This is a genomic window from Palleronia pontilimi (assembly GCF_016412875.1).
Lineage (GTDB): Bacteria > Pseudomonadota > Alphaproteobacteria > Rhodobacterales > Rhodobacteraceae > Palleronia > Palleronia pontilimi.
Window position 1 is genome coordinate 433777 of sequence record NZ_JAEKPD010000001.1, and the last position, 22275, is coordinate 456051.

Consider the following 22275-nt stretch of genomic DNA (forward strand, 5'->3'; position numbering starts at 1 on the left):
TGCGGGCAGGGGCATGAAGAGCGGTTTTGCTGTGGAACGTCCCGCGACACTGTGCCACCAAATGCGCCACGCGACAGACAAGGTGATCCATGGCCCCCAAGAAACTGACCGACGACGAGGCGCTGCAATTCCACATGGAGCCGCGCCCCGGCAAGTTCGAAATCGCCGCGTCGGTGCCGATGTCGACCCAGCGCGACCTGAGCCTTGCCTATTCGCCCGGTGTGGCCGTGCCATGCGAGCGGATCGCGGCCGAGCCGGGGCAGGCCTATGACTATACCAACAAGGGCAACCTGGTGGCGGTGATTTCGAACGGCACCGCGGTGCTGGGCCTGGGCAACCTGGGCGCGCTGGCCAGCAAGCCGGTGATGGAGGGCAAGGCGGTCCTGTTCAAGCGGTTCGCCGACGTGAACTCCATCGATATCGAGCTGGATACCGAAGATCCGGACGCCTTCTGCAACGCCGTGCGGCTGATGGGACCGACCTTCGGCGGCATCAACCTGGAAGACATCAAGGCGCCCGAATGCTTCATCATCGAACAGCGCCTGAAGGAAGAAATGAATATCCCCGTCTTCCACGACGACCAGCACGGCACGGCCGTGATCTGCGCGGCGGGACTGATCAACGCGCTGCACCTGTCGGGCAAGAAGATCGAGGACGTGAAGATCGTTCTGAACGGCGCCGGGGCCGCCGGGATCGCGTGCCTGGAGCTGCTGAAATCCATGGGCGCGCGGCATGACAACTGCATCATGTGCGACACCAAGGGCGTGATCTACCAAGGCCGCTCGGAAGGGATGAACCAGTGGAAATCGGCCCACGCGGCGCGGACCGATTGCCGCTCGCTGGCCGAGGCGATGGATGGCGCGGACGTGTTCCTGGGTGTCAGTGCCAAGGGCGCGGTGACGCAGGACATGGTGTTGTCGATGGCCAAGGACGCGGTGATCTTCGCCATGGCCAATCCCGACCCCGAGATCACGCCAGAAGACGTGCACGCGGTGCGTGAAGACGTCATCGTGGCGACGGGACGCAGCGATTATCCGAACCAGGTCAATAACGTCCTTGGTTTCCCGTATTTGTTTCGCGGTGCCCTGGATATCCACGCCCGCGCCATCAATGACGAGATGAAGATCGCCTGCGCCGAGGCGCTGGCCGCCCTGGCGCGCGAAGACGTGCCGGACGAGGTGGCGGTGGCTTACGGCCGCACGCTGAAGTTCGGGCGCGATTACATCATCCCGACCCCGTTCGATCCGCGCCTGATCTGGTGCATCCCGCCCGCCGTCGCGCGCGCTGGCATGGATACGGGCGTCGCGCGGCGGCCCATCGTGGACATGCCGGGCTACGAGCACGCGTTGAAGGCCCGCATGGATCCGACGGCGTCGATCATCGAAGGCATCTATGGCCGCGCGCGCCGTGCGCAGGCGCGGATGATCTTCGCGGAAGGCGACGATATCCGGGTGGTCCGGGCTGCCATCGCCTATCATCGGAACGGCATGGGCGAGGCGGTCGTCGTCGGACGCGAGCCCGAGATCCGCGCGATGCTGAGGGCCGAGGGGCTGGAATCCGCGATGCACCATATCGAGGTCGTGAACGCGGCGACGACCGAGCACCTGTCGAGCTACAAGGACTTCCTTTACAAGCGGCTGCAGCGGCGCGGCTTCGACGCTACCGACATACACCGCATGGCGGGTCGGGATCGGCACATATTTTCGGCACTGATGCTGGCCCATGGACATGCCGACGGGATGGTGACGGGCGCCACCCGCAAGTCGTCCCAGGTGATCGAGCTGATCGACCGGGTGTTCGACGTGACCCCCGAAAGCGGCGCGGTCGGCATCACCGCCGTGCTGCATGGCGGGCGGATCGTGCTGATTGCCGACACGTTGATCCACGAATGGCCCGACCAGCATGACCTGGCCAATATCGCCGAGCGGGGGGCCGACGTTGCCCGCGCGCTGGGCCTGGAGCCGCGCGTGGCTTTCGTCAGCTTTTCGACTTTCGGCTATCCGGTGTCCGAGCGCGCCGAGAAGATGCACATCGCTCCCGACGTGCTGGACAAGCGGGGCGTCGATTTCGAATACGACGGCGAGATGACGGTGGACGTTGCCCTGAACGAGAAGGCGATGAAGAATTATCCGTTCTGTCGTCTCAGCGGACCCGCGAACGTGCTGGTCGTGCCCGCGCGGCATTCGGCCTCGATCTCGGTTAAGCTGATGCAGGAAATGGGGGGCGCCACCATCATCGGGCCGATCCTGACGGGTCTGCGCAAGCCCGTCCAGATCGCGTCCACCGGATCGAACGTGAACGATATCCTGACGATGGCGGCCATGGCGGCGGGCGATATCGGCTGAGCGTCAGCCGCCTTCGACGACTTTCAGGCCGCCGGTTGCCATGTCGGTCGTGATGTAAGGCTTCTTTGCGGCCTTCCACGCGCCGAACCCGCCTTCCATGTGGGCGACCGGGGTGATGCCCGCGGCCAGGCATTTGCGCGCGACTTTTTCCGAGCGCACGCCGCTGCCGCAATGGAACACCAGGCGCTTGCCCTGCTGGGACGGCAGGCGGTCGGCGCGGAAATGCGACATGGGTGCCAGCAACGCGCCTTCGATATGCTCGAAAGTGTATTCGGCGGCTGTTCGCACGTCGATCAGTGCGATGTCGCCCGCGTTCAGCGCTGCATCGACCTCGTCCACGCTCCAGGTTTCAAGCGTTCCCGTATCGGTCTGTTCGGTTTTCATGGGCGATCCTCCTGTTGTTCTGAAAGTAGGGGGATCGCCGCAAAACGCTAGCCCACGAAAGGCGCGTCGTCGCCCCAGATCTCGCGCACGCGCTCGTCGCGGCGGCAGGCGTCGCGGTAGAACTCGTAGGCCTCGGACATCGTCTTCGGTCCCCGGCGGGTCAGGACGATGTCGTTCCCCTTGTAGTAGTCCTGGTGATAGTCCTCGGCCGGGAAGAATTCGGCGGGGCCGCGAACCGGCGTGACGATCTTGCGGCCCAGCTCGGCTTCGGCTTCGGCCACCTCCTGCCTGGCGATCTGCGCCTGGCTATCGTCCAGCGCGAAAATGGCGGTGGTGTAGCTTTCGCCCCGGTCGCAGAACTGCCCGCCCGCGTCCAGCGGATCGATCGAGCGCAGGAACAGTTCGATGATGCGCTCGTAGCTGATCTGGTTGGGGTCGTATTCGATCTGCGCGACCTCAAGATGGCCGGTGCCGCCGCGTACGACCTGCTTGTAGGTGGGGTTGTCGACGGTGCCGCCGGCGAAGCCCGACACGACTTCCTGCACGCCTTTCACCTTTTCGAAATCGGCTTCGACGCACCAGAAGCAGCCGCCCGCGACCAGCGCGGTGTCGGCTTGCGCCGCCGTGACGGCGCCGGTGCAGGCAAGCGCCAGCGAAAGGGTTGCGGTTTTCAGGGACGGGATGAGGGATGACATGACGGACTCCTTGTTTCACCCCCAACGTCTGCAACCCGGCGCGCGGTTTCAACATTTACGCGCCACTGTCACGCAAGGGTGATGCGAGAGATTTTTTTCGGGAATCCTGAAACTCTTTCCGGCGACGCTCCGTGGCTTCCGGCAATCGCAATCAAGCGATCGAACAAAATCGGGAGATCTCGAATGAAGAATCTTATCACCGCCGCCGCCTTTACCCTGGCCTCGACCGGCGCCGTCTTTGCCGCCGCCCATGCCATGGCACCCGGCGTCACCGCCGCCGACCAGGACGTGTCGGGCGGAACAGTGACCGCCGAGGCCGTGATCGCGCCCGCGAATGGCTGGATGGTCGTGCACCGCACGGACGCCGAAATGAAGCCGGGTCCGGTCGTGGGCTATGCCCCGCTGATGAAGGGCGAGAACACGTCCGTCACCGCGATCCTGCAAGATGACGTGGCATCGGGCGACATGCTGATGCTGATGGTCCACGCCGAAGACGGCGGCATGGAAACCGGCGTGTTCGAATACACGCTGGGTGCCACCGAAGACGGCCCCATCAAGCCCGAAGGCGAGCTGGTGATGCAGGTCGTCACCGCCCAATAAGCGTCCCGGAACGGGTCTACGTCGCTTGTGCTGTGAAAATTTGGCGGCGTGGGCTCAAGGCAGGGGGGTGTGTGCAACCCCCCTGCCGCTTTTTCAAAACTATTTCTTCAGCCGCCGGTCGCGCGCGGCGAGCAGTTTCAAGCGGAGGGCGTTGAGTTGAATGAACCCTGCGGCATCCTTCTGATCGTATGCGCCGGCATCGTCCTCGAATGTCACATGCGCCTCGGAATACAGGCTGTGATCGGACCAGCGGCCAACAGTCCTGACCGACCCCTTGTATAGCTTCAGCCGGACCGTGCCGGTGACGTGAGCCTGGCTGTGGTCGATGGCGGCCTGCAGCATCTCGCGCTCGGGGCTGAACCAGAAGCCGTTATAGATCAGCTCGGCGTAGCGCGGCATCAGCTCGTCCTTCAGATGCGCCTGCCCGCGGTCCAGCGTGATCTGCTCGATCCCGCGATGGGCTTCCAGCAGCAGCGTACCGCCCGGTGTTTCGTAGATGCCGCGGGACTTCATGCCGACGAAGCGCCCCTCGACCAGGTCCAGCCGACCGCAGCCATGGGCCCCGCCGAGTTCATTGAGTTTGGTGAGGATCTCGGCGGGTGACATGGCCTGCCCGTCGATGCTGACGGCATCGCCCCGCTCGAACCCGACTTCCACGTATTGCGGCTGGTCCGGCGCATCCTCGGGGTTCACGGTGCGCTGATAGACATAATCGGGCGCGACCACGGCGGGGTCTTCCAGCACCTTGCCCTCGGACGAGGTGTGCAGAAGGTTCGCGTCGACACTGAAGGGCGCTTCCCCGCGCTTGTCCTTGGCGATGGGGATCTGGTTCTTCTCAGCGAAGTCGATCAGCTTGGTGCGGCTGCTGAGATCCCATTCCCGCCAGGGCGCGATCACCTTGATGTCGGGGTTCAGGGCATAGGCCGCCAGCTCGAACCGGACCTGGTCGTTGCCTTTGCCGGTGGCACCGTGCGCCACCGCATCGGCCCCCGTCTCGGCGGCGATTTCCACCAGCCGTTTCGAGATCAGCGGACGCGCGATGGACGTGCCCAGCAGGTACAGCCCTTCGTAGAGCGCGTTGGCGCGGAACATCGGGAACACGAAGTCGCGCACGAATTCCTCGCGCAGATCCTCGATGTAGATGGCCGACGCACCCATCTGTTCGGCCTTGGCGCGCGCGGGCTCGAGCTCTTCGCCCTGGCCCAAGTCGGCGGTGAAGGTCACGACCTCGCAGCCGTATTCGGTCTGCAGCCATTTCAGGATGATCGACGTATCGAGCCCGCCGGAATAGGCAAGCACCACTTTTTTCGGGGCAGACATGGGAATTCTCCGTCGTGGCGTAAGTCGCCGCGTGGGCTAGCCCCTTTCGGGATGCGAGGCAAGCCAGCCTTGCCGTCCCTCGCCGCACGAGGCAAGAGTTGGCGATGAGCGACTTTGCCGATACCGCCCTTGCCGTCACCGCACGCCTGCGTGGCCTGTTTCCCGCCACGCCGCTGCAGCGCAACGATTACCTGAGCGACAAGTACGACGCCGATATCTGGCTGAAGCGCGAAGATCTGAGCCCGGTGCGGTCCTACAAGATCCGCGGCGCGTTCAACGCCATGCGCAAGGCGCTGGATGCCAATCCCGACCAGCAGCTGTTCGTTTGCGCAAGTGCCGGCAACCATGCCCAGGGGGTGGCGTTCAACTGCCGCCATTTCGGGGTGCGCGGGGTGATCTTCATGCCGGTGACGACGCCCAAACAGAAGGTCGACAAGACCCGGACCTTCGGCGGCGACGCGGTCGAGATCCGGCTGGTGGGCGACTATTTCGACGACACGCTGCGCACCGCGCAGGCCTTCTGCCAGGAACAGGGCGCGCATTTCCTGTCGCCTTTCGACGATCCGCACGTCATCGAAGGGCAAAGCTCGGTCGCCGTCGAAATCCTGTCCGAGATGGAAACGCCGCCGGACATGCTGATCCTGCCGGTGGGCGGGGGTGGCCTGTCCGCGGGGGTCACCCGCTATTTCCAGGATATGTCCCCGAAGACCGAGATCCGCTATGTCGAGCCCATGGGCGGTGCCAGCCTGAGCGCGTCTTTGGCGCGCGGCGCGTTGGTGACGCTGGACCGGGTCGACAGCTTCGTGGACGGCGCGGCCGTGGCTAGGATCGGCGAGCGCACGTTCGAGGTCCTGAAGGACGTCGATCCTGCCCACGTCCTGATCGCGCCCGAGGATCGCATCTGCGCCACCATCATCGAGATGCTGAACGTGGAAGGGATCGTGCTGGAACCGGCGGGCGCCCTGGCGCTGGACGTGCTCGACGCTTTGCGCCCGGCGATCCGGGGAAAGACGGTGGTTTGCGTGACCTCGGGTGGCAATTTCGACTTCGAACGTCTGCCGGAAGTGAAGGAACGCGCCCAGCGCTACGGCGGCGTGAAGAAGTATTTCATCCTGCGGATGCCGCAACGCCCCGGTGCGCTGCGCGATTTCCTGGAAATGCTGGGGCCCGGTGACGACATCGCGCGGTTCGAATATTTGAAAAAGTCGGCGCGCAATTTCGGGTCGGTCCTGATCGGGATCGAAACCGACGACGCGTCGAACTTCGCGATCCTGTTCAGCAAGCTCGACGCCGCCGACTTCGCGTACCAGGACATCACCGAAGACGTCGTGCTGTCCGAATTCCTGATCTAGAGCGACCCGCTCAGGCGCGCCCGAAGCGTGTCGCAGCCCGTGCGGAAGCTGTCTTCCAGCGCGCCCGTGTCGAAGGGCGTGTGGTTTCGCAAGGCCAGCTCGCCGCGCCGACACAGCTGCGCAAGATGCTCGAGTCCCAGGTTGCTGGCGCTGCCCTTCACGAAATGCAGGTCTTCGGGGTCGGGGGTCAGCGCCGCCCCCAGGCGGGTCACGATCGGCGCGGTTTCTTCGACGAACAGGTCGAAGATTTCGACCAGGTCGTCGCGACCAAGCTGTTGGTCCAATTCGCGTATCCGGCTCCAGTCGATCATCGCGTCTCCCACGTGCATGTTTAGGCGCTCGGCGATTAAGGGCGGATTAATGGCGCGCATTTACCCCGACTTAAGGGCCCAGGATCTACAAAGGGACAGTGTGCACAGGTCCCGGGTTTCCCTTTGAACAAACCGATCATTCCACCCATCGATTTGCACGGTGCCGATCGGACGCTCAAGCTGATGATCGTGGATGACAGCCGCCTGCAACGCAGGCTGTTGCGCAGCGCTTTGCAGGCGGAGCGTTACGAGATCGTCGAAGCCGACAGCGCCGAACGGGCGATGGAGCTGTGCGAAGAAGACCTGCCGGACATCGTGCTGAGCGATTGGATCATGTCCGGGCAGACCGGTCTGGACCTGTGCCGCGCGATCCGGGCGAAAGAGCGGGACAACTACGTCTATTTCATCGTGCTGACGTCGAAATCGGAAAAGGGCGAGCTTGCGAAGGCGCTGCGCGAAGGGGCCGACGATTTCCTGTCGAAGCCGGTCAGCGCGGAAGAGCTGCGCGGGCGGCTGTCCGCGGGCGAACGCCTGCTGGCGATCGAGCGGCAACTGGTCGCCAAGAACCGGATGGTGACCGACACGCTGCAGGTCATGCGGTCGCTGAACGAATCGCTGAACCGCGACCTCATCGAAGCGCGAAAGCTGCAGATGTCGCTGGTGCCGCGCCGCACCACCGAGTTTCCCGGTGGATCAGTGTCGTACATGCTGCAATCCAGCGGCCACGTGGGCGGCGACCTGGTGGGCGAATTCCGGTTCGCCGAAGACCGCATGGGCGTCTTTTCCCTGGACGTGTCGGGCCACGGGATTGCCTCGGCGCTGATCACCGCCCGTTTGTCCGCGTCCCTGTCCGGCAACATACCGGGCCAGAACGTCGCGCTGCAGCAAGACGGCGACAGGCTGACGATGCTGCGTCCCAGCGAAATCTGCGAACGCCTGAACACGATGTTCATCCAGGAAATCGACACCGAGCACTACTTCACCATCGTCATCGGCGAGATCGATCTGAAGACCCGCAAGATGATCTTCTGCCAGGCGGGGCATCCCCATCCCGCCGTCATCGACACCGACGGCAGGACCAGGTTCGTGGGCGGCGGCGGGATGCCCGTCGGCCTGATCGAGAACGCGACATACGAGGATTTCGAATTGGATCTCGCCCCCGGCGAGCGGCTCTTGCTCTATTCGGACGGGTTGACCGAATGCCCCCATCCCGATGGCGGCATGCTGGACGAAGACGGCTTGTCGGACATGATCCAACGCCAGCACACGCGGACCGGCGCCCGCTTCCTCGATGCCCTGAAGTGGGAGCTCAGTCGCCTGGTCGACGACCGGGATCTGCCCGATGACGTGTCGGCCGCGGTGATCGCCTTTCACGCACCCGACTGAAGCAGACGCGCCAGGATCCACGCATCGCCCGCGTTGGCAAGGTGCATCGGGGCGGAATGGGCGGGCACGAACAGGGCGCGGTGTCCCGGCTCGGATGGGGCGGCGACGCATCGCGTGGGACGCGCCAGATAGACATGGCAGACCTTTTCGGCGTGATAGCCGTAGTCGGGCATGAAGACGAAGCGGCGGAAGGCCCCCAAGCGCCGCGGCTGCGCAATTCGCCAGCCGGTTTCTTCGAACACCTCGCGGTGCAGCGCGTGCAACGGCGATTCGCCGGGATCGATCCCCCCGCCCGGTAATTGAAGCTCGTCCGTTTCCGTCAGCAGGATCCGGTCGCCCGTCAACAGGATGGCGTAGGCCCCGGGTCGGTGCGTATAGCGCTGGTCGGGCAGCGGGGGGTTACCGAAACGGCGCATCGCGGAGTGCCTTTCGCACTGGGGTTCAAGGTCGAGGGGTGCGGCCCTATATTGGGCCGGTATGCCAAGAGGACCACGTCAAAGGAAGCCCATGACGATCGGAGAAAAAATTGCCTGGGACGACACGGTCCTGCCCTTTCAGCTGGACGCGTCCGACATCCGCGGCCGTGTCGCGCGACTGGACCAGACGCTTCAGAACGTGCTCGCGCAGCACACCTACCCGCCCGAGATCGAAGCGCTGGTGGCCGAGGCCACCCTGCTGACCGCGCTGATCGGCCAGACCATCAAGCTGCGCTGGAAGCTGTCGTTGCAGGTGCGGGGCGACGGGCCCGCGCGGCTGATCGCCACCGACTATTACGCGCCCAAGGACGACGGCACCCCGGCGCAGATCCGCGCCTATGCCAGCTACGATGCCGACCGGTTGCAGACCGGCTCCAAGCCGTTCAGCCAGATCGGCAAGGGCTATTTCGCGGTCCTGCTGGACCAGGGCGACGGGACGCAGCCCTACCAGGGGATCACGCCGATCGCGGGTGACGCGCTGTCGGCTTGCGCCGAGACATATTTTGCCCAGTCCGAGCAGCTGCCGACCCGGTTTGCGCTGTCCTTCGGACGCGCGCAACTGCCCGGCGAAGACAGCTCGTGGCGGGCGGGCGGCATCATGCTGCAACACATGCCCAAGGCGTCTCCGCTGATGGCGGGGGGTGAGGGCGGCACGGGCGACCGGGGCCTTTTGCAGGCGGCCGACGTGCTGGATGGCGACGAGGCCGAGAACTGGAGCCGCGCGAACCTGCTGCTCGACACCGTGGAAGAGACCGAGCTGATCGGCCCGCATGTCCAGCCCTCGGACCTGCTGGTGCGCCTGTTCCACGAAGAGCAGCCCCGCGTCTATGACGCGCAGCCCGTCAGCTTCGGTTGCACCTGTTCGGCGGATCGCGTGCGCCAAAGCCTGTCGATCTATTCGGCCAAGGACATCGCGCACATGACCACCGACGATGACAAGGTCACCGCCGATTGCCAGTTCTGCGGCGCGCATTACGAGTTCGATCCCCGGACGCTGGGGTTCGAAGCCGAGGTGGATCCGGGCGCGCATGGATGATTGGCGCGCCCGGCTGACGGCCGCGCTGGCGCGGGACACGGGACCGTCGTCGGACTACGATCTGAACCCCGCGACCGCGCCGCGTGATCCGCGCTTGCGCGGCGCGGGTGTCCTGGTGCCCGTCTGCCTTGAGACCAGCGCGCTGATCCTGACCAAGCGCGCGTCGCATCTCAGCCAGCACCCCGGCCAGATCGCCTTTCCCGGTGGCAAGATCGACGATACCGATGTGGACGCGACCGACGCGGCGCTGCGCGAGGCCGAGGAAGAGATTGGACTGCCGCGCGACGCGGTCGAGGTCGTGGGCACGTTGCCGGAGCACCAGACAGTGACCGGCTACGCCATGACCCCGATCTTGGGTCTTGTCACCCGCCGCTTCGAAGAAGTGCCCGAACCGGGCGAAGTGGCCGAGGTGTTCCGCGTGCCGCTGGACTTCGTCACTGATCCTGCCCGTTTCGCCATCGAAAGTCGTGATTGGCGCAAACAGACCAGGTACTATTTCACCGTGCCCTACGGCCCCTATTACATCTGGGGTGCGACCGCCCGGATCCTGCGCGGTCTGGCCGGGCGGCTGGCGCCGTGAAGGTCGATGGCGACTGGCGGCGCGATCCGCTGGCCCAAGGCGTGTTGGCGATGCTGACGGATGCGGGCCATCAGGCCTATTTCGTCGGGGGCTGCGTCCGCAATGCCCTTCTGGGAGTCGCGGTCGGCGATGTGGATATCGCGACCGATGCGCGGCCCGAAAGCGTCACTGATCTTGCCGAAAAGGCCGGGTTGAAGCCTGTCCCCACGGGCATCGAGCACGGCACCGTCACCGTGGTTGCCGACGGCAGACCGTTCGAGGTGACGACCTTCCGCCGCGATGTCGAGACCGATGGCCGACGCGCGGTCGTCGCCTTCTCGGACCGGGTCGAGGACGACGCCGCGCGGCGCGATTTCACGATGAATGCCCTTTACGCGGATGCGGCGGGTAAGATCGTCGATCCTCTGGGCGGCTTGCCAGATCTGCGGGCGCGCCGCGTGCGCTTCGTCGGCGATGCCGACGCCCGCATCGCCGAGGATTACTTGCGCATCTTGCGCTACTTCCGACTCCATGCCTTGTACGGGGATGTCGAGGCCGGTCTGGACGCCGAAGCCCTGGCCGCCTGCGCCGCCGGTGCGGACGGAATCGAGCGTCTTTCGGCCGAGCGGATCGGGGCCGAAATGCTTAAGCTCCTGGGCGCGCCGGATCCCGCTCCGTCGGTGGCCGCCATGGCCCAAAGCGGCGTTCTTGCGCGCGTCCTGCCCGGCGCGGATGCGGCGGGACTGGCCGTGCTGGTGCATCTGGAAGGGATGGCAGGCGTGGGAGCCGACCCGGTGCGGCGATTGGCGATCTTGGGGGGCGAGGATACAGCCCGGCGATTGCGGCTGTCGAAAAAGCAGGCCGCGCAGCTGGCCGTGTTGCGGGACGGCATCGCGGGGCCGCAGGGCGTGGCCGAACTGGCGTGGCGCCACGGCGCCGAGTTCGCGCGCGATATCGAGTTGCTGCGCGCCGCCAGCTTCGCGGCGCCCCTGCCCGCCGATCTGGACGCGCGCATCGCGTTGGGGGCGGCGGCCCGATTCCCGGTCCGCGGGTCCGACCTGACGGACCGCTACGAAGGCCCCGCGCTGGGCGCGGCCTTGCGCGACATGGAGCAGCGCTGGATCGCGTCGGATTTCACGTTGAGCCGTGACGACCTGCTGGGATGATCGACCCGCTTTACCTGTTCGTCTTCGCCGGTCTGTTTTCGCCGGGACCGAACGTGATCCTTCTGACCGCCTCGGGCGCGCGCTTCGGCTTCCGGCGCACTGTGCCCCACATCCTGGGTGTCGCGCTGGGCGTCGGGATCACGGCGGGACTGACCGGGGCGGGGATCGGAGCGATCCTGGAGGAGCTTCCTGCGCTGGAATGGTCCCTGAAAATCGTGGCCGCAGGTTGGATCCTGTGGATGGCGTGGACCTTGGCCCGCCGCGCGTCGCGCCCACGGGACGGGGCACGCGACCGGCCCTTCACACTGGTCGAGGCGATCTTGTTCCAGTGGGTCAATCCAAAGGTCTGGGCCGTGGCCTTGGCGGCGGCCAGCGGTTATGCGGCGGGGCTGGGCCCGATGGGCGAGGGCGCGCGCCTGGCGCTGGCCTTCGCAGGCATCAACCTGGCCGTCTGCCTGTTCTGGACCTGGGCGGGGCACCTGCTGGCCCTTTTGCTGCAATCGGCCCGCGCCTGGCGGTTGTTCCTGCGCGTCATGGCTGCGGCACTTGCGCTATCCGCGGGGGCGATCTTCGCCTGATGCGCTAGGTAGTCGTTGCGAACCGCCGCCCGTCATCACAGGTAAGATCAATGTTCCGCCGACTAGCCAGCTTAATCGACGCCTTCGCGCCCGCCGATGGCCCGCCGCCGCGCAGCCTTGCCGCCTTCATGGGCTGGGCGCTGAAGGGGTCGTGGCCGTGGCTCATGGTGGCGGCGCTGATTTCGGCCCTCGCAGGAACGGCCGAAGTGGTCACCGCGCTGATCCTGGGTTGGATCGTGGATTCCGTCGTGGGCGCGGAAAGCAGTGCCTATTTCAGCGATAACCTGCTCATGCTGCTCGGCGCGCTGGCCTTCTTCGTGATCCTGCGCCCGGTTCTTTTCGGCAGCAGCGCCATGGTCAACGCGGTGCTGGTGAACCCGAACGTGAACCCGCTGGTCCTGAGCCGTCTGCACCGATGGACCCTGGGCCAGGCGGTGACGTTCTTCGACGACGATTTCGCCGGTCGGATCGCGCAAAAGCAGATGCAGACCAGCCGCGCGATCACCGATGTCGTGTCCGAAGTCATCAACGTGGTGTTCTTCGCGCTGGCGACGCTGGTGGGCTCGGTCCTGCTGCTGACCACCATCAATGTCTGGGTGGCGCTGGGCCTTGCGGTCTGGCTGGTGGGCTATCTGGGACTGATCCGCTGGTTCATGCCCCGCATTCGCCGCCGTTCCATGGGTCGCGCGGCGGCGCGCGCGATGGTGTCGGGACAGGTGGTGGACACGATCACGAACATCAAGACCGTGAAGCTGTTCGCCCATGCAGACCACGAGGATCGCGCGGCGCTGGGCGCGATCGCCACCTTCCGCGAGCGCGTGATCGACTTTGGCATCCTGTCGGGGGGCTTCCGCTTCGCGCTGATGGCCGTGGCCGGCATTCTGCCGGTGCTGCTGATCGGCGGGACCTTGTGGCTGTGGTCTCGCGGCGGCGCGTCCCCGGGCGACATCGCCGCGGCAGGATCCGTGTCGATCCGCATCGCCCAGATGACAGGGTGGGTGTCGTTCACGCTGATGGGCATCTACGCGAATGTGGGCGAGGTCGAGGATGGCATGAAGACGTTGACCCCGCCCCACGACCTGACGGATGCGACGGACGCGCCGCACCTGGCGGGCGGCGGCGACATCCGCTTCGACGGAGTGAGTTTTTCCTACGGTCGTGCCACCGGCGGCATCCAGGGCGTGGATCTGACCATCCACGAGGGCGAGCGCGTGGGCTTAGTGGGTGCGTCCGGCGCCGGGAAATCGACGCTGGTCGCGCTGCTGTTGCGGCTCTATTCCGCCGAAAAGGGCAGGGTTCTGGTGGCCGGACAGGATGTCGAGCAGGTCACGCAGGAAAGCCTGCGCCGTCGCATCGGCATGGTCACGCAGGAAACCGCGATGTTCAACCGCTCGGCGCGCGAGAACATCCTTTACGGCCGCCCCGACGCCAGCGAGGCCGAGATGATCGAGGCGGCGAAGCGGGCCGAGGCGCACGACTTCATCCTGGACCTGCAGGACTTCAAGGGTCGGAAGGGGTACGACGCGCATCTGGGCGAACGGGGCGTGAAGCTCAGTGGCGGGCAGCGCCAGCGTATCGCACTGGCGCGCGCCATCCTAAAAGACGCGCCGATCTTGGTGCTGGACGAGGCGACAAGTGCTTTGGACAGTGAAGTGGAAGCCGCGATCCAGGGCGCGCTCGAGCGGGTGATGGACGGCAAGACGGTCCTGGCGATCGCCCACAGGCTGAGCACGATCGCCCGGATGGACCGCATCGTGGTGCTGGAAGAGGGACGCATCGTCGAGCAGGGCACCCATGACGAGCTTTTGGCGCTGGACGGAGTCTATGCCCGCTACTGGCATCGGCAATCGGGGGGGTTCATGGGCTATTCCGACGCCGCCGAGTAAGGTAAGCGACGGCCATGGACACCATCAAGATCGAGAAACTGGGCCACCTGGGCGACGGCATCGCGGCCGGTCCGGTCTATGCGGCGCGCACCTTGCCGGGCGAGGTCGTGAGCGGCGTGCGCGACGGCAACCGCATCGCCGCGCCCAAGATCGTGACCCCCAGCGCCGACCGCGTGACGGCCGGCTGTCCCCATTACGCCGCGTGCGGCGGCTGCGCCCTGATGCATGCCTCGGACAGCTTCATGGCAGGCTTCAAGACCTCGGTGGTCGTGCAGGCGCTGGCCGCGCACGGGATCGGCGCGAAGGTCACGGGCATCGCCACGTCCCCGCCCGAAACCCGCAGGCGCGCGGTGCTGTCCGGGCGGCGGACGAAGAAGGGCGCGTTGGTTGGCTTCCACGCGCGGGCGTCCGACACGATCACGGCGGTGCCTGCCTGTCGGGTCCTGATGCCGCAGATCCGTGCCGCGCTCCCGGTACTGGAAGCCCTGGTCGTGGTCGGCGGGTCGCGCAAGGCCGAGCTGTCGCTGGCCGTCACCCACGGGCCCGCCGGGCTGGACGTGGCCGTGGCGGGCGGCAAGCCGCTGGACCGCGAGCTGCGCGAAACGCTGTCGCAGATCGCCGGACAGGCAGACCTGGCGCGCCTGAGCTGGGGGGACGAGCTGGTGGCGCAAGAGCGCCCCCCGCTGCAGGACATGGGCGGCGTTCAGGTGATCCCGCCGCCCGGCGCCTTTCTGCAGGCGACGAAAGCGGGCGAGGCGGCTTTGCTGGATGCGGTCGGCAGCATCGTGCGCGGCGCCGATCGCGTGATCGACCTGTTTGCGGGGTGCGGAACCTTCGCGCTGCCGCTCAGTCGCGGCAGCGACATCCACGCGGTCGAAGGGCTGCGCGCGCTATCCGACGCCACGCTGGCGGGCTGGCGCAAGGCGGGCGGGTTGCACAAGCTGACCGTCGAGACGCGCGATCTGTTCGAACGCCCGGTCCTGCCGATCGAGCTGAAGTCCTTCGATGCCGCCGTCATCGACCCGCCGCGCGCGGGCGCCGAAGCGCAGATGCAGGCGCTGGCTGACAGCCCTATCGCCACCATCGCGTCGGTGTCCTGCAATCCCGTCAGTTTCGCCCGCGACGCGGCCATCGCGGTGAAGGCGGGCTTCGAGATCCGTCAGCTTCTGGTCGTGGACCAATTCCGCTGGTCGCCGCATGTGGAAATCGTGGCCCACCTGGCGCGGTAGTTTTGCCACGCTTGCCAGCTCACGCGGTTGTGAGGGGAATCTCGGCTGGGGACGTGGCAGATCATTCGATATCAGGGGTGCCAAAGAACGCATCCATCATTGCGCGAGCAGAGCTAAATGTCGTTTTTTCGAGTTGCCGTCACCCTTCTGGCCCTGACGTTCCTGGCAGGCTGTGGGTCGAAGTTCCAAACCTATACGGGCCCCGAGGTCACGCGCGTCGTGCTCTTCAAAGAGCATCGGACGCTTCAGCTGTTTCACAAGGGACAGGTCCTGAGAAGCTATAATGTCGGCCTTGGCTTCGCGCCCGAAGGGCACAAGGAAGTGGAAGGCGACGGCCGGACCCCCGAAGGGCATTACTACGTGGACCGGCGCAATCCCAATTCGGCGTTCCACCTGTCCATCGGCATCTCGTATCCCAACGAAATGGATCGCGCCAAGGCCTACGAGCTGGGGAAGTCGCCCGGTGGCGACATCTTCATCCATGGCCGCGGCAAGAACGTGTCCGCGAGCAAGGCCAAGGGCGACTGGACGTGGGGCTGCATCGCCGTGAAGGACCGCGAAATGGAAGAGATCTACGCCATGGTGCGCGACGGCACGCCGATCACCATCTATCCCTGAGCGCCTAGAAGCCCCGGGCTTGCGCGAAGGTCTGGGGCTGGCCCGTGACCATCGTCCACCAGATCTTGCCGTTGGGCTCTTGGAACCACGAAAAGCCCAGGTCGCGGGCCCGGGGGTCGAGCACGATCTCGCGCTGGTCGGGGGTTTCCATCCAGGCCGACAGGGTCTCGAGCTCGGTCTCGTAGGTCTCCGAGATGTTTTCCCCCAGCAGGTCGCCGCGATAGCCGACGCGGCGGGCGCGTTCCAGCGGCGACGACCCGTCCGAGCCGAAATGCCAGGGCCGGTTCTGCACCGACATGTCGCGGCTGTGGGTGGCGGCAGCGGCGGTGAGTTCGGAATTCAGCTGCACCGCCGGCGCGCCCGCCGCTTGCCGCACGGCGTTCACACCGTCGAGAAAACGCAGCTGGATCCGGTCCGAATCCTCGGCGCTGATCTGGTAGAGCTGCGGCAAGGGCTTGCCATCCGGCCCGAGGACTGGCGCGGGGGTGGCGCAGGCCAGAACGGCGAAAGCCGCGAAACCGAGCAGGGCGGCGTTGCGATACATGACATTTATCCTGATTAGGTCTGGCGTCGGGGCATAAAGCGTCGCTCGTCGGTGTTCAATTTAAACCGCCCGAAAAGATAGGCAAAATGACGCTTGTTTGATTTGCACCACCCGGGCCGAGCCCTTAGGTACGGCCCAAAACAAAGCAGTTTTCCTAGGATACGAGGTTGCCCATGACCGATTCGACCTTCAACCGCCGCCTGTTCCTTTCGGGCGTGGCCGCCACCGGTGCGACGCTTGCGGCGCCTGCGCTGGCGCAGACCGAAAACAGCACCGAGTTCCGCGCGCCGGTGAACAACATCACCCGCCGCAACGCATCGAGCTTCCGGATGCTCGACTGGCGTCCCTATTTCGACTCGCTGACGAACGGCGCGATCTTGGTCGATATCACGTCGCGCGCGCTGCATTACTGGAACGAAGACGAATCGATCTACAAGCTCTATCCGACATCGGTGCCGCAGACCGACGACCTGACCCGCAAGGGCCGGACCGAGGTGATCCGCAAGGTCGAAGGCCCCAGCTGGGCGCCGACCCCCGCCATGAAAGAGCGCAATCCCGAATGGCCCGACTTCATAGGCCCGGGCCCGGACAATCCGCTTGGAACGCACGCATTGTATCTGTCCTGGCAATATTACCGGATCCATGGAACGCAGGACACGCGCAAGATCGGGCGCCGCTCGTCGAACGGCTGCATCGGCCTTTATAATAACCATATCAGCGAGCTTTATTCCCTGTCGAAGACCGGTTGCCAGGTGTTGCTTATTTGACAATTTGGTTTCTCGTTGGAACCAAGTCCCCGTTTCGAATCTTTGCAAACTGTTCACTTTGCTGATTAAACCATCAGCGAGGTACAGTCTGAGGTGCCTGCTGCCGCCTCAAATTCGAATTGGCACCGGGCTAATACTGGAGATACACCATGAAGAAACTTGCACTTGCTGCCGCTCTTTCGGTCGCTGCGACCGGCGCGTTCGCTGGTGGTATGGTCGTCGAACCCATGATGGAGCCGGCCGTTATCGTCGAAGAATCGTCGGGCTCGTCGGGCGGGATCGTTGTCCCCCTGCTGCTGCTCGCGGTTATCGCGGCCGCTGCGTCCAGCTGATTCAGTTCAGTTTACCAAGAGTGAACGGCCGGTGCAGCGATGCATCGGCCGTTTTTTCGTTTCCGCAGCGCGGCTGCGCCTAGACCCAACCCTGAAGGTTCTCGCTGACGACCTGGGTCAGCGCGCGCATGTGCAGGTCGTCGTCGTTCAGGCAGGGGATGTAGGTGAAGTGCTCGCCGCCCGCTTCCTCGAAGCTTTCGCGGATCTCTTCGTTGATCTCTTCCAGCGTCTCGATGCAATCGGCTGAAAAGGCCGGTGCGATCACGGCGATGCGCTTGCGGCCCTTTTCGGCCTGCCGCGCGACCTCTTCCACGGTGTAGGGCTTCAGCCATTCCTCGGGGCCGAAACGCGACTGGAAGGTCGTCACGATATCCTCGTCGCCCCAACCCAGCCGCTCTTTCAGCAGGCGCGACGTTTTCTGGCACTGGCAGTGATAGGGATCGCCCTCCATCAGGTAGCGCTGCGGCACACCGTGATAGGACGCCACCAGCACATCCGGCTTCTGATCCACCAGCCCGTAAGCCCGCTCGACCGACTTCGCCAGCGCGTCGATATAGGCGGTATGCTCGAAATAAGGGGGCACGGTGCGGATCGACGGTTGCCACTTTTCCTTCATCAGGACGCGGAAGAACTGGTCGCAGGCCGTGGCCGACGTCGCGCCCGCGTATTGCGGGTAGAGCGGGAAGAACAGGATCTTCTGACATCCCGCCTGGATCATCTCGCGCACCTTCGACCGGGTCGACGGATTGCCGTAGCGCATGCAGAAATCGACCATCACGCGATCCCCGTGGGTTTCGGTGATGAGCTCGCGCATCTTGGCGGTCTGCGCCTTGGTGATGGTCAAAAGCGGGCTTTCCCCGGCGTCTTCGTTCCAGATCGACTTGTAGGCGGCGCCCGACGAAAACGGGCGCTTGGTCAGGATGATGCCCTGCAGAAGCGGCTGCCAGATCCAGGCCGAGTAGTCGACGACGCGCTTGTCGGACAGGAACTCGTTCAGGTAGCGGCGCATGTTCCAGTAATCGTAGCCGTCGGGCGTGCCCAGGTTGGCCAAGAGCACGCCGATCTTGGCGGGTGGAATTTTCGGGTGATCCGCGCTGGCGTGGACGGGGCAGACCGCGGCCTTGTCGGTGAACATGGGCGTTCCGTCCGGTGATTTGGCATCCAGCATGGCGGTTCGGTCCTTTCACTCAGCGATTGCGGTGCAATAACGGGTTTGCGGGAAGGGTCAATCACCGCTCTGGGGCGAATCGTCGCGCGCGGCCGCCAGCGCGTCGGCCAGACGGGTCTGCGCCGAGCCGGGTCGTAGCGGCTGCTGCTGGCTTTCGTGGGGCGCCCAGCCCGACAGGAAGATCATGTCGAACGTGGCGCGGATGCGTGCGGGATCGTCCGGATGGGGAAAGCTGTCGGCGTAAAGGCGGGTGGCGGAGTCCAGCAACGCCCGGGACAGCGGCTTGGGGTGGCGCGCGGCCAGCGCATTGCCTTCGCCCATGGCGCGCAGGTCCTTCAGAAGCGCGGTCAACGCGGGATAGCTGACACGCAGCGTGTCGGAATCGGCCACCGGTTGCGCGAGTCCCGCCCGCTGGATCAGCCCGCCCAGATCGCGGATTTCGGCCATGGGGGCGACCCGCGGGGCCAGGCCGCCGGTCTGGCGCGTCTCGACTTCGGCCAGGATCGTGCGCAATTCGGACAGGGTCTGTCCCCCGAACGTGACGGCCATGAACAACCCGTCGGGGCGCAGGGCGCGGCGGCACTGGACAAGCTGTCCCACCGGGTCGTCCGCCCAATGCAGCGCCAGCGCGTGCAGGACCAGATCGAACCGCTCGGGCGGCAGCGCAAGCGCGTCGTCATCCGCAACGATCGTGGCACCCGGGAAGCGGGTGGCCCAGAAATCGGGCTGGCCGGTCACGATCGCGATATCCGTAAAGGTTCTGTTAACCTCTTCCAGTCTTTCCTTGATCTGGTCGGCCGCGATGTCGTGCAGGAACAGCCCGTCCGGCCGGGTGCGCGCGCGATTCTGCGCCAGCCGGGCGCGGTCGGTCAGTTTTGGCGGTTGTGTCATACCCGTCAGATAGGAGGCTCTCATGCGGATGCAATCGGCCATCGCGATGATCTATCCCCACCATTGCGCGACCTGCGACACGGCCGTCGACCAGCACGGAGGCCTGTGTGGTCCGTGCTGGCGCGACACGCCCTTCATTCACGGATTGGCCTGCAACAAGTGCGGCGCGCCGCTGCCGGGCGAGGACGATCAGGCCCTGCATTGCGACGATTGCATGCGGATCGCGCGTCCTTGGTCCCGGGGATTGGCGGCCACGATCTATCGCGACAACGCCCGGAAACTGGTACTTCAGATCAAGCACGCGGACCGGCTGGACATGGTGCCCGCGGCCGCCGGATGGATGGCGAAGAAGGCGCTGCCGCTTTGCGCGCCCGACAGCGTCGTCGTGCCCGTGCCGGTGCACTGGACGCGGCTGCTGCGGCGTCGCTTCAACCAGGCCGCGATGCTGTCGGCGGCGATGGCGCGCAATCTCGGGCTCGAGCACGCCCCGCGCGCGCTGCTGCGGGTGAAGCAGACCACCGTGCAGGACGGCAAGACGGTCGACGCCCGCTTTGCCGATCTGCGCGACAGCATGGTGCCGAACCCGCGGTTTTCCGGGATCCTCAGGGGGCGACCGGCCCTGCTGGTCGATGACGTGATGACGTCGGGTGCGACGCTTGCGGCGGCGACGGAAGCGGCGATGCGGGCGGGGGCGTCGCGTGTCGACGTGGTGACACTGGCGCGGGTGGTGAAGGATGCCTAGATAGCGCGTAACTCACCAAGGAACGACCGATGCCCCAGATCGAGATCTACACAACGCCGCTCTGCGGTTTCTGCCACGCCGCCAAGCGCCTGCTGAAAAGCAAGGACGCCGCCTTCATCGAAACCGATGTCTCGGGCAGCGGCGACAAGCGCCAGGACATGACGAAGCGGGCCAATGGCCGCACGACGGTGCCGCAGATCTTCATCGACGGCACCCATGTGGGCGGTTTCGACGACCTGGCCGCGCTCGAGCGGCAGGGCAAGCTGGACCAGATGCTGGCGGGCTGAGCCATGCGGGTCGGATTGGTCCAGCTGAACGCAAGCGACGATCCGGACGCGAACCTGCCGGTCACCCGCGACATGGTGGCGCGCGCCGCCGCCGAAGGGGCGCAGCTTGTCACGACGCCCGAGGTCACGTCCTGCGTGTCCGCCGACCGGGCGCATCAGCAGCGCGTCGCCCGACCCGAGAATGACGACCGGACGCTGGCCGCGCTGCGCGACGACGCGGCGCGGCTGGGCCTCTGGCTGCATATCGGCTCGCTCGGGGTGCAAATGGGCGATGCGGACGGGCGCCTGGCCAATCGCGGTTTCCTGATCGGACCCGACGGCGCCATCGCGGCGCGCTACGACAAGATCCACATGTTCGACGTGCAGGTGAGCGAGACCGAGACCTATCGCGAATCCGGCACCTACCGCCCCGGCGCCCGCGCGGTCACCGTCGACACGCCGCTGGCCAAGATCGGGCTGACCATCTGCTACGATCTGCGCTTTCCGTCCCTGCACCGCGCGCTGGCGCAGGCGGGTGCGCAGGTCCTGTTGTCGCCCGCCGCCTTTTCCCCCGGCACCGGTCCCGCCCATTGGCAGCCGCTTCTGCAGGCCCGCGCGATCGAGACGGGGTGCTTCGTGCTGGCCGCCGCCCAGACCGGTCGGCATCAGGCGTCCGTTGGGCGCGCGCGCAGCAGCCACGGTCACAGCCTGGCGGTCGATCCGTGGGGGCAGGTGCTGCTCGATGCGGGCACCGAGCCGGGCGTGTCGATGGTGACGCTGGATCTCGACAGGGTCGCGCAGGCGCGGGGCAAGGTGCCCAGCCTGAGCCATGACCGCGCCTTCGACGGACCCTAGCGGCGCAGGCTGGTGGTGACGTAATTGACCGCCAGATCGCGGTCCGAGATCTTCCATTGCCACGTCAGCGGGTTGAACACGAACCCGCTGCGGTCCACCGGGTCCAGTCCGGCGCGGCGCAGCAGGGCGTAAAGCTCGTCGGGCGTGATGAACTTGTTCCAGTCATGGGTGCCTTTCGGCAGCCAGCGCATGATCCATTCGGCCCCCAGGATGGCCGCGCCGAAGCTTTTCGTGGTGCGGTTCAGGGTCGAACAGATCATCAGCCCGCCTGGTTTCAGCAACGCGTGGCAGGCGGCCAGGTAGGCGGCGGGGTCTGCGACATGCTCGATCACCTCCATGTTCAGCACCACGTCGAAGCGCTCGCCCGCCGCGGCCAGCGCCTCGGCGGTGGTATGGCGATAGTCGATCTGCAGCCCCTGGGCTTCGGCATGGACCCGCGCGACGGGGATGTTGCGCTCGGCCGCGTCGGCGCCGACGACCGTCGCCCCCAGGCGCGCCATCGGCTCGGACAGAAGGCCGCCGCCGCAGCCGATATCCAGAAGGCGCAGCCCGTCGAAGGGGCGCGACGCGGTGAGATCACGACCGAATTCCGCGGCGATCTGGCGGCAGATGTAATCCAGGCGCACCGGGTTCATCATGTGCAGCGGCTTGAACTTGCCGTTCGGATCCCACCATTCGGCGGCCATGGCACTGAACTTGTCGATTTCGCCGGGGTCGATGGTGTTTACGGGCATCTGGACTCTTTTTCTTGCATTGGCCGATGTAGCGC

The 22275-nt window shown here is 65.7% G+C and carries 25 protein-coding genes; 16 read left to right on the forward strand and 9 right to left on the reverse strand.

The window, feature by feature from the left end; all coding sequences use genetic code 11:
- The first annotated feature begins 89 nt into the window (after nucleotides 1-89).
- Entirely contained in the window at nucleotides 90-2345 is a 2256-nt protein-coding gene (locus ILP92_RS02185) for an NADP-dependent malic enzyme (protein ID WP_198914710.1), read from the forward strand.
- A gap of 3 nt (nucleotides 2346-2348) precedes the next feature.
- On the opposite strand, the gene ILP92_RS02190 is transcribed toward ILP92_RS02185, so the two are convergent.
- On the reverse strand, nucleotides 2349-2729 hold the full coding sequence (locus tag ILP92_RS02190; RefSeq protein ID WP_198914711.1) for a rhodanese-like domain-containing protein: 381 nt from the start codon (nucleotides 2727-2729) through the stop codon (nucleotides 2349-2351).
- Nucleotides 2730-2776: 47 nt separating this feature from the next.
- Nucleotides 2777-3424 (reverse strand): peptide-methionine (S)-S-oxide reductase MsrA, encoded by a 648-nt coding sequence (gene msrA / locus ILP92_RS02195; RefSeq protein ID WP_198914712.1) that lies wholly within the window; start codon nucleotides 3422-3424, stop codon nucleotides 2777-2779.
- A 183-nt stretch (nucleotides 3425-3607) separates the two neighbouring features.
- On the opposite strand from msrA, the gene ILP92_RS02200 reads away from it, so the two are divergent.
- A complete protein-coding gene (locus ILP92_RS02200; protein ID WP_198914713.1) occupies nucleotides 3608-4024 on the forward strand; it encodes a DUF7282 domain-containing protein in 417 nt (138 codons plus the stop codon).
- 99 nt (nucleotides 4025-4123) lie between these two features.
- Here the strand turns inward: ILP92_RS02200 and ILP92_RS02205 are convergent, their stop codons facing one another.
- Nucleotides 4124-5344, reverse strand: coding sequence for an argininosuccinate synthase (locus ILP92_RS02205; RefSeq protein ID WP_198914714.1), 1221 nt, complete (start codon nucleotides 5342-5344; stop codon nucleotides 4124-4126).
- A 104-nt stretch (nucleotides 5345-5448) separates the two neighbouring features.
- Between ILP92_RS02205 and ilvA the strand changes: the two genes are divergently transcribed.
- Entirely contained in the window at nucleotides 5449-6696 is a 1248-nt protein-coding gene (gene ilvA / locus ILP92_RS02210) for a threonine ammonia-lyase IlvA (protein ID WP_198914715.1), read from the forward strand.
- Here the strand turns inward: ilvA and ILP92_RS02215 are convergent.
- Entirely contained in the window at nucleotides 6693-7007 is a 315-nt protein-coding gene (locus ILP92_RS02215) for an Hpt domain-containing protein (protein ID WP_198914716.1), read from the reverse strand. The two genes, ilvA and ILP92_RS02215, sit on opposite strands and share 4 nt — an antisense overlap.
- Nucleotides 7008-7130: 123 nt before the next feature.
- Here ILP92_RS02215 and ILP92_RS02220 point away from each other — a divergent pair, with 123 nt between their 5' ends.
- A complete protein-coding gene (locus ILP92_RS02220; protein WP_235970997.1) occupies nucleotides 7131-8393 on the forward strand; it encodes a PP2C family protein-serine/threonine phosphatase in 1263 nt (420 codons plus the stop codon).
- Here the strand turns inward: ILP92_RS02220 and ILP92_RS02225 are convergent.
- A complete protein-coding gene (locus ILP92_RS02225) occupies nucleotides 8378-8809 on the reverse strand; it encodes an NUDIX domain-containing protein (RefSeq protein WP_198914717.1) in 432 nt (143 codons plus the stop codon). The genes ILP92_RS02220 and ILP92_RS02225 overlap by 16 nt on opposite strands.
- Before the next feature lie 91 nt (nucleotides 8810-8900).
- Between ILP92_RS02225 and hslO the strand changes: the two genes are divergently transcribed.
- The 7 genes from hslO to ILP92_RS02260 all read left to right on the forward strand — a co-directional run bounded on the left by hslO (nucleotide 8901) and on the right by ILP92_RS02260 (nucleotide 15941).
- Nucleotides 8901-9905, forward strand: coding sequence for an Hsp33 family molecular chaperone HslO (gene hslO / locus ILP92_RS02230; RefSeq protein ID WP_198914718.1), 1005 nt, complete (start codon nucleotides 8901-8903; stop codon nucleotides 9903-9905).
- The gene (locus ILP92_RS02235) at nucleotides 9898-10485 is read left to right on the forward strand and encodes a CoA pyrophosphatase (protein ID WP_198914719.1); all 588 of its coding nucleotides are present in this window, start codon (nucleotides 9898-9900) and stop codon (nucleotides 10483-10485) included. The genes hslO and ILP92_RS02235 overlap by 8 nt, the downstream gene beginning before the upstream one ends.
- Entirely contained in the window at nucleotides 10482-11630 is a 1149-nt protein-coding gene (locus ILP92_RS02240) for a CCA tRNA nucleotidyltransferase (RefSeq protein WP_368667823.1), read from the forward strand. Before ILP92_RS02235 ends, ILP92_RS02240 begins: the two co-directional genes overlap by 4 nt.
- Nucleotides 11627-12208, forward strand: coding sequence for a LysE family translocator (locus ILP92_RS02245; protein ID WP_198914720.1), 582 nt, complete (start codon nucleotides 11627-11629; stop codon nucleotides 12206-12208). The genes ILP92_RS02240 and ILP92_RS02245 overlap by 4 nt, the downstream gene beginning before the upstream one ends.
- Nucleotides 12209-12258: 50 nt before the next feature.
- A complete protein-coding gene (locus ILP92_RS02250) occupies nucleotides 12259-14094 on the forward strand; it encodes an ABC transporter ATP-binding protein (RefSeq protein ID WP_198914721.1) in 1836 nt (611 codons plus the stop codon).
- Nucleotides 14095-14108: 14 nt separating this feature from the next.
- On the forward strand, nucleotides 14109-15323 hold the full coding sequence (locus tag ILP92_RS02255; RefSeq protein WP_198914722.1) for a class I SAM-dependent RNA methyltransferase: 1215 nt from the start codon (nucleotides 14109-14111) through the stop codon (nucleotides 15321-15323).
- A gap of 117 nt (nucleotides 15324-15440) precedes the next feature.
- Nucleotides 15441-15941 carry a L,D-transpeptidase family protein gene (locus ILP92_RS02260; RefSeq protein ID WP_198914723.1) on the forward strand — a complete coding sequence of 167 codons (501 nt, stop codon included), beginning with the start codon at nucleotides 15441-15443 and terminating at the stop codon, nucleotides 15939-15941.
- Between the two features lie 4 nt (nucleotides 15942-15945).
- Here ILP92_RS02260 and dalA read toward each other — a convergent pair whose 3' ends face one another.
- Nucleotides 15946-16485: a divisome-associated lipoprotein DalA gene (dalA, locus tag ILP92_RS02265; protein ID WP_198914724.1), complete on the reverse strand. Its 540-nt coding sequence runs from the start codon at nucleotides 16483-16485 to the stop codon at nucleotides 15946-15948.
- 173 nt (nucleotides 16486-16658) lie between these two features.
- On the opposite strand from dalA, the gene ILP92_RS02270 reads away from it, so the two are divergent.
- Nucleotides 16659-17252 (forward strand): L,D-transpeptidase, encoded by a 594-nt coding sequence (locus tag ILP92_RS02270; protein ID WP_198914725.1) that lies wholly within the window; start codon nucleotides 16659-16661, stop codon nucleotides 17250-17252.
- A gap of 149 nt (nucleotides 17253-17401) precedes the next feature.
- Nucleotides 17402-17584, forward strand: coding sequence for a hypothetical protein (locus tag ILP92_RS02275; RefSeq protein ID WP_198914726.1), 183 nt, complete (start codon nucleotides 17402-17404; stop codon nucleotides 17582-17584).
- A gap of 79 nt (nucleotides 17585-17663) precedes the next feature.
- Here ILP92_RS02275 and hemH read toward each other — a convergent pair whose 3' ends face one another.
- Nucleotides 17664-18752 (reverse strand): ferrochelatase, encoded by a 1089-nt coding sequence (hemH, locus tag ILP92_RS02280; RefSeq protein WP_438361538.1) that lies wholly within the window; start codon nucleotides 18750-18752, stop codon nucleotides 17664-17666.
- 57 nt (nucleotides 18753-18809) lie between these two features.
- Complete coding sequence (locus ILP92_RS02285) at nucleotides 18810-19643, reverse strand: methyltransferase domain-containing protein (RefSeq protein WP_198914727.1); 834 nt, start codon at nucleotides 19641-19643, stop codon at nucleotides 18810-18812.
- Between the two features lie 22 nt (nucleotides 19644-19665).
- On the opposite strand from ILP92_RS02285, the gene ILP92_RS02290 reads away from it, so the two are divergent.
- The 3 genes from ILP92_RS02290 to ILP92_RS02300 are packed head-to-tail and all read left to right on the forward strand — an operon-like array spanning nucleotide 19666 to nucleotide 21506.
- Nucleotides 19666-20385 carry a double zinc ribbon domain-containing protein gene (locus ILP92_RS02290; protein ID WP_198914728.1) on the forward strand — a complete coding sequence of 240 codons (720 nt, stop codon included), beginning with the start codon at nucleotides 19666-19668 and terminating at the stop codon, nucleotides 20383-20385.
- Nucleotides 20386-20414: 29 nt separating this feature from the next.
- Nucleotides 20415-20672, forward strand: a complete 258-nt coding sequence (grxC, locus tag ILP92_RS02295) for a glutaredoxin 3 (protein ID WP_198914729.1) — start codon at nucleotides 20415-20417, stop codon at nucleotides 20670-20672.
- A gap of 3 nt (nucleotides 20673-20675) precedes the next feature.
- Nucleotides 20676-21506 (forward strand): carbon-nitrogen hydrolase family protein, encoded by an 831-nt coding sequence (locus ILP92_RS02300; protein WP_198914730.1) that lies wholly within the window; start codon nucleotides 20676-20678, stop codon nucleotides 21504-21506.
- Here the strand turns inward: ILP92_RS02300 and ubiG are convergent.
- Nucleotides 21503-22240, reverse strand: a complete 738-nt coding sequence (gene ubiG, locus ILP92_RS02305) for a bifunctional 2-polyprenyl-6-hydroxyphenol methylase/3-demethylubiquinol 3-O-methyltransferase UbiG (protein WP_198914731.1) — start codon at nucleotides 22238-22240, stop codon at nucleotides 21503-21505. The two genes, ILP92_RS02300 and ubiG, sit on opposite strands and share 4 nt — an antisense overlap.
- Between the last annotated feature and the right edge of the window lie 35 nt (nucleotides 22241-22275).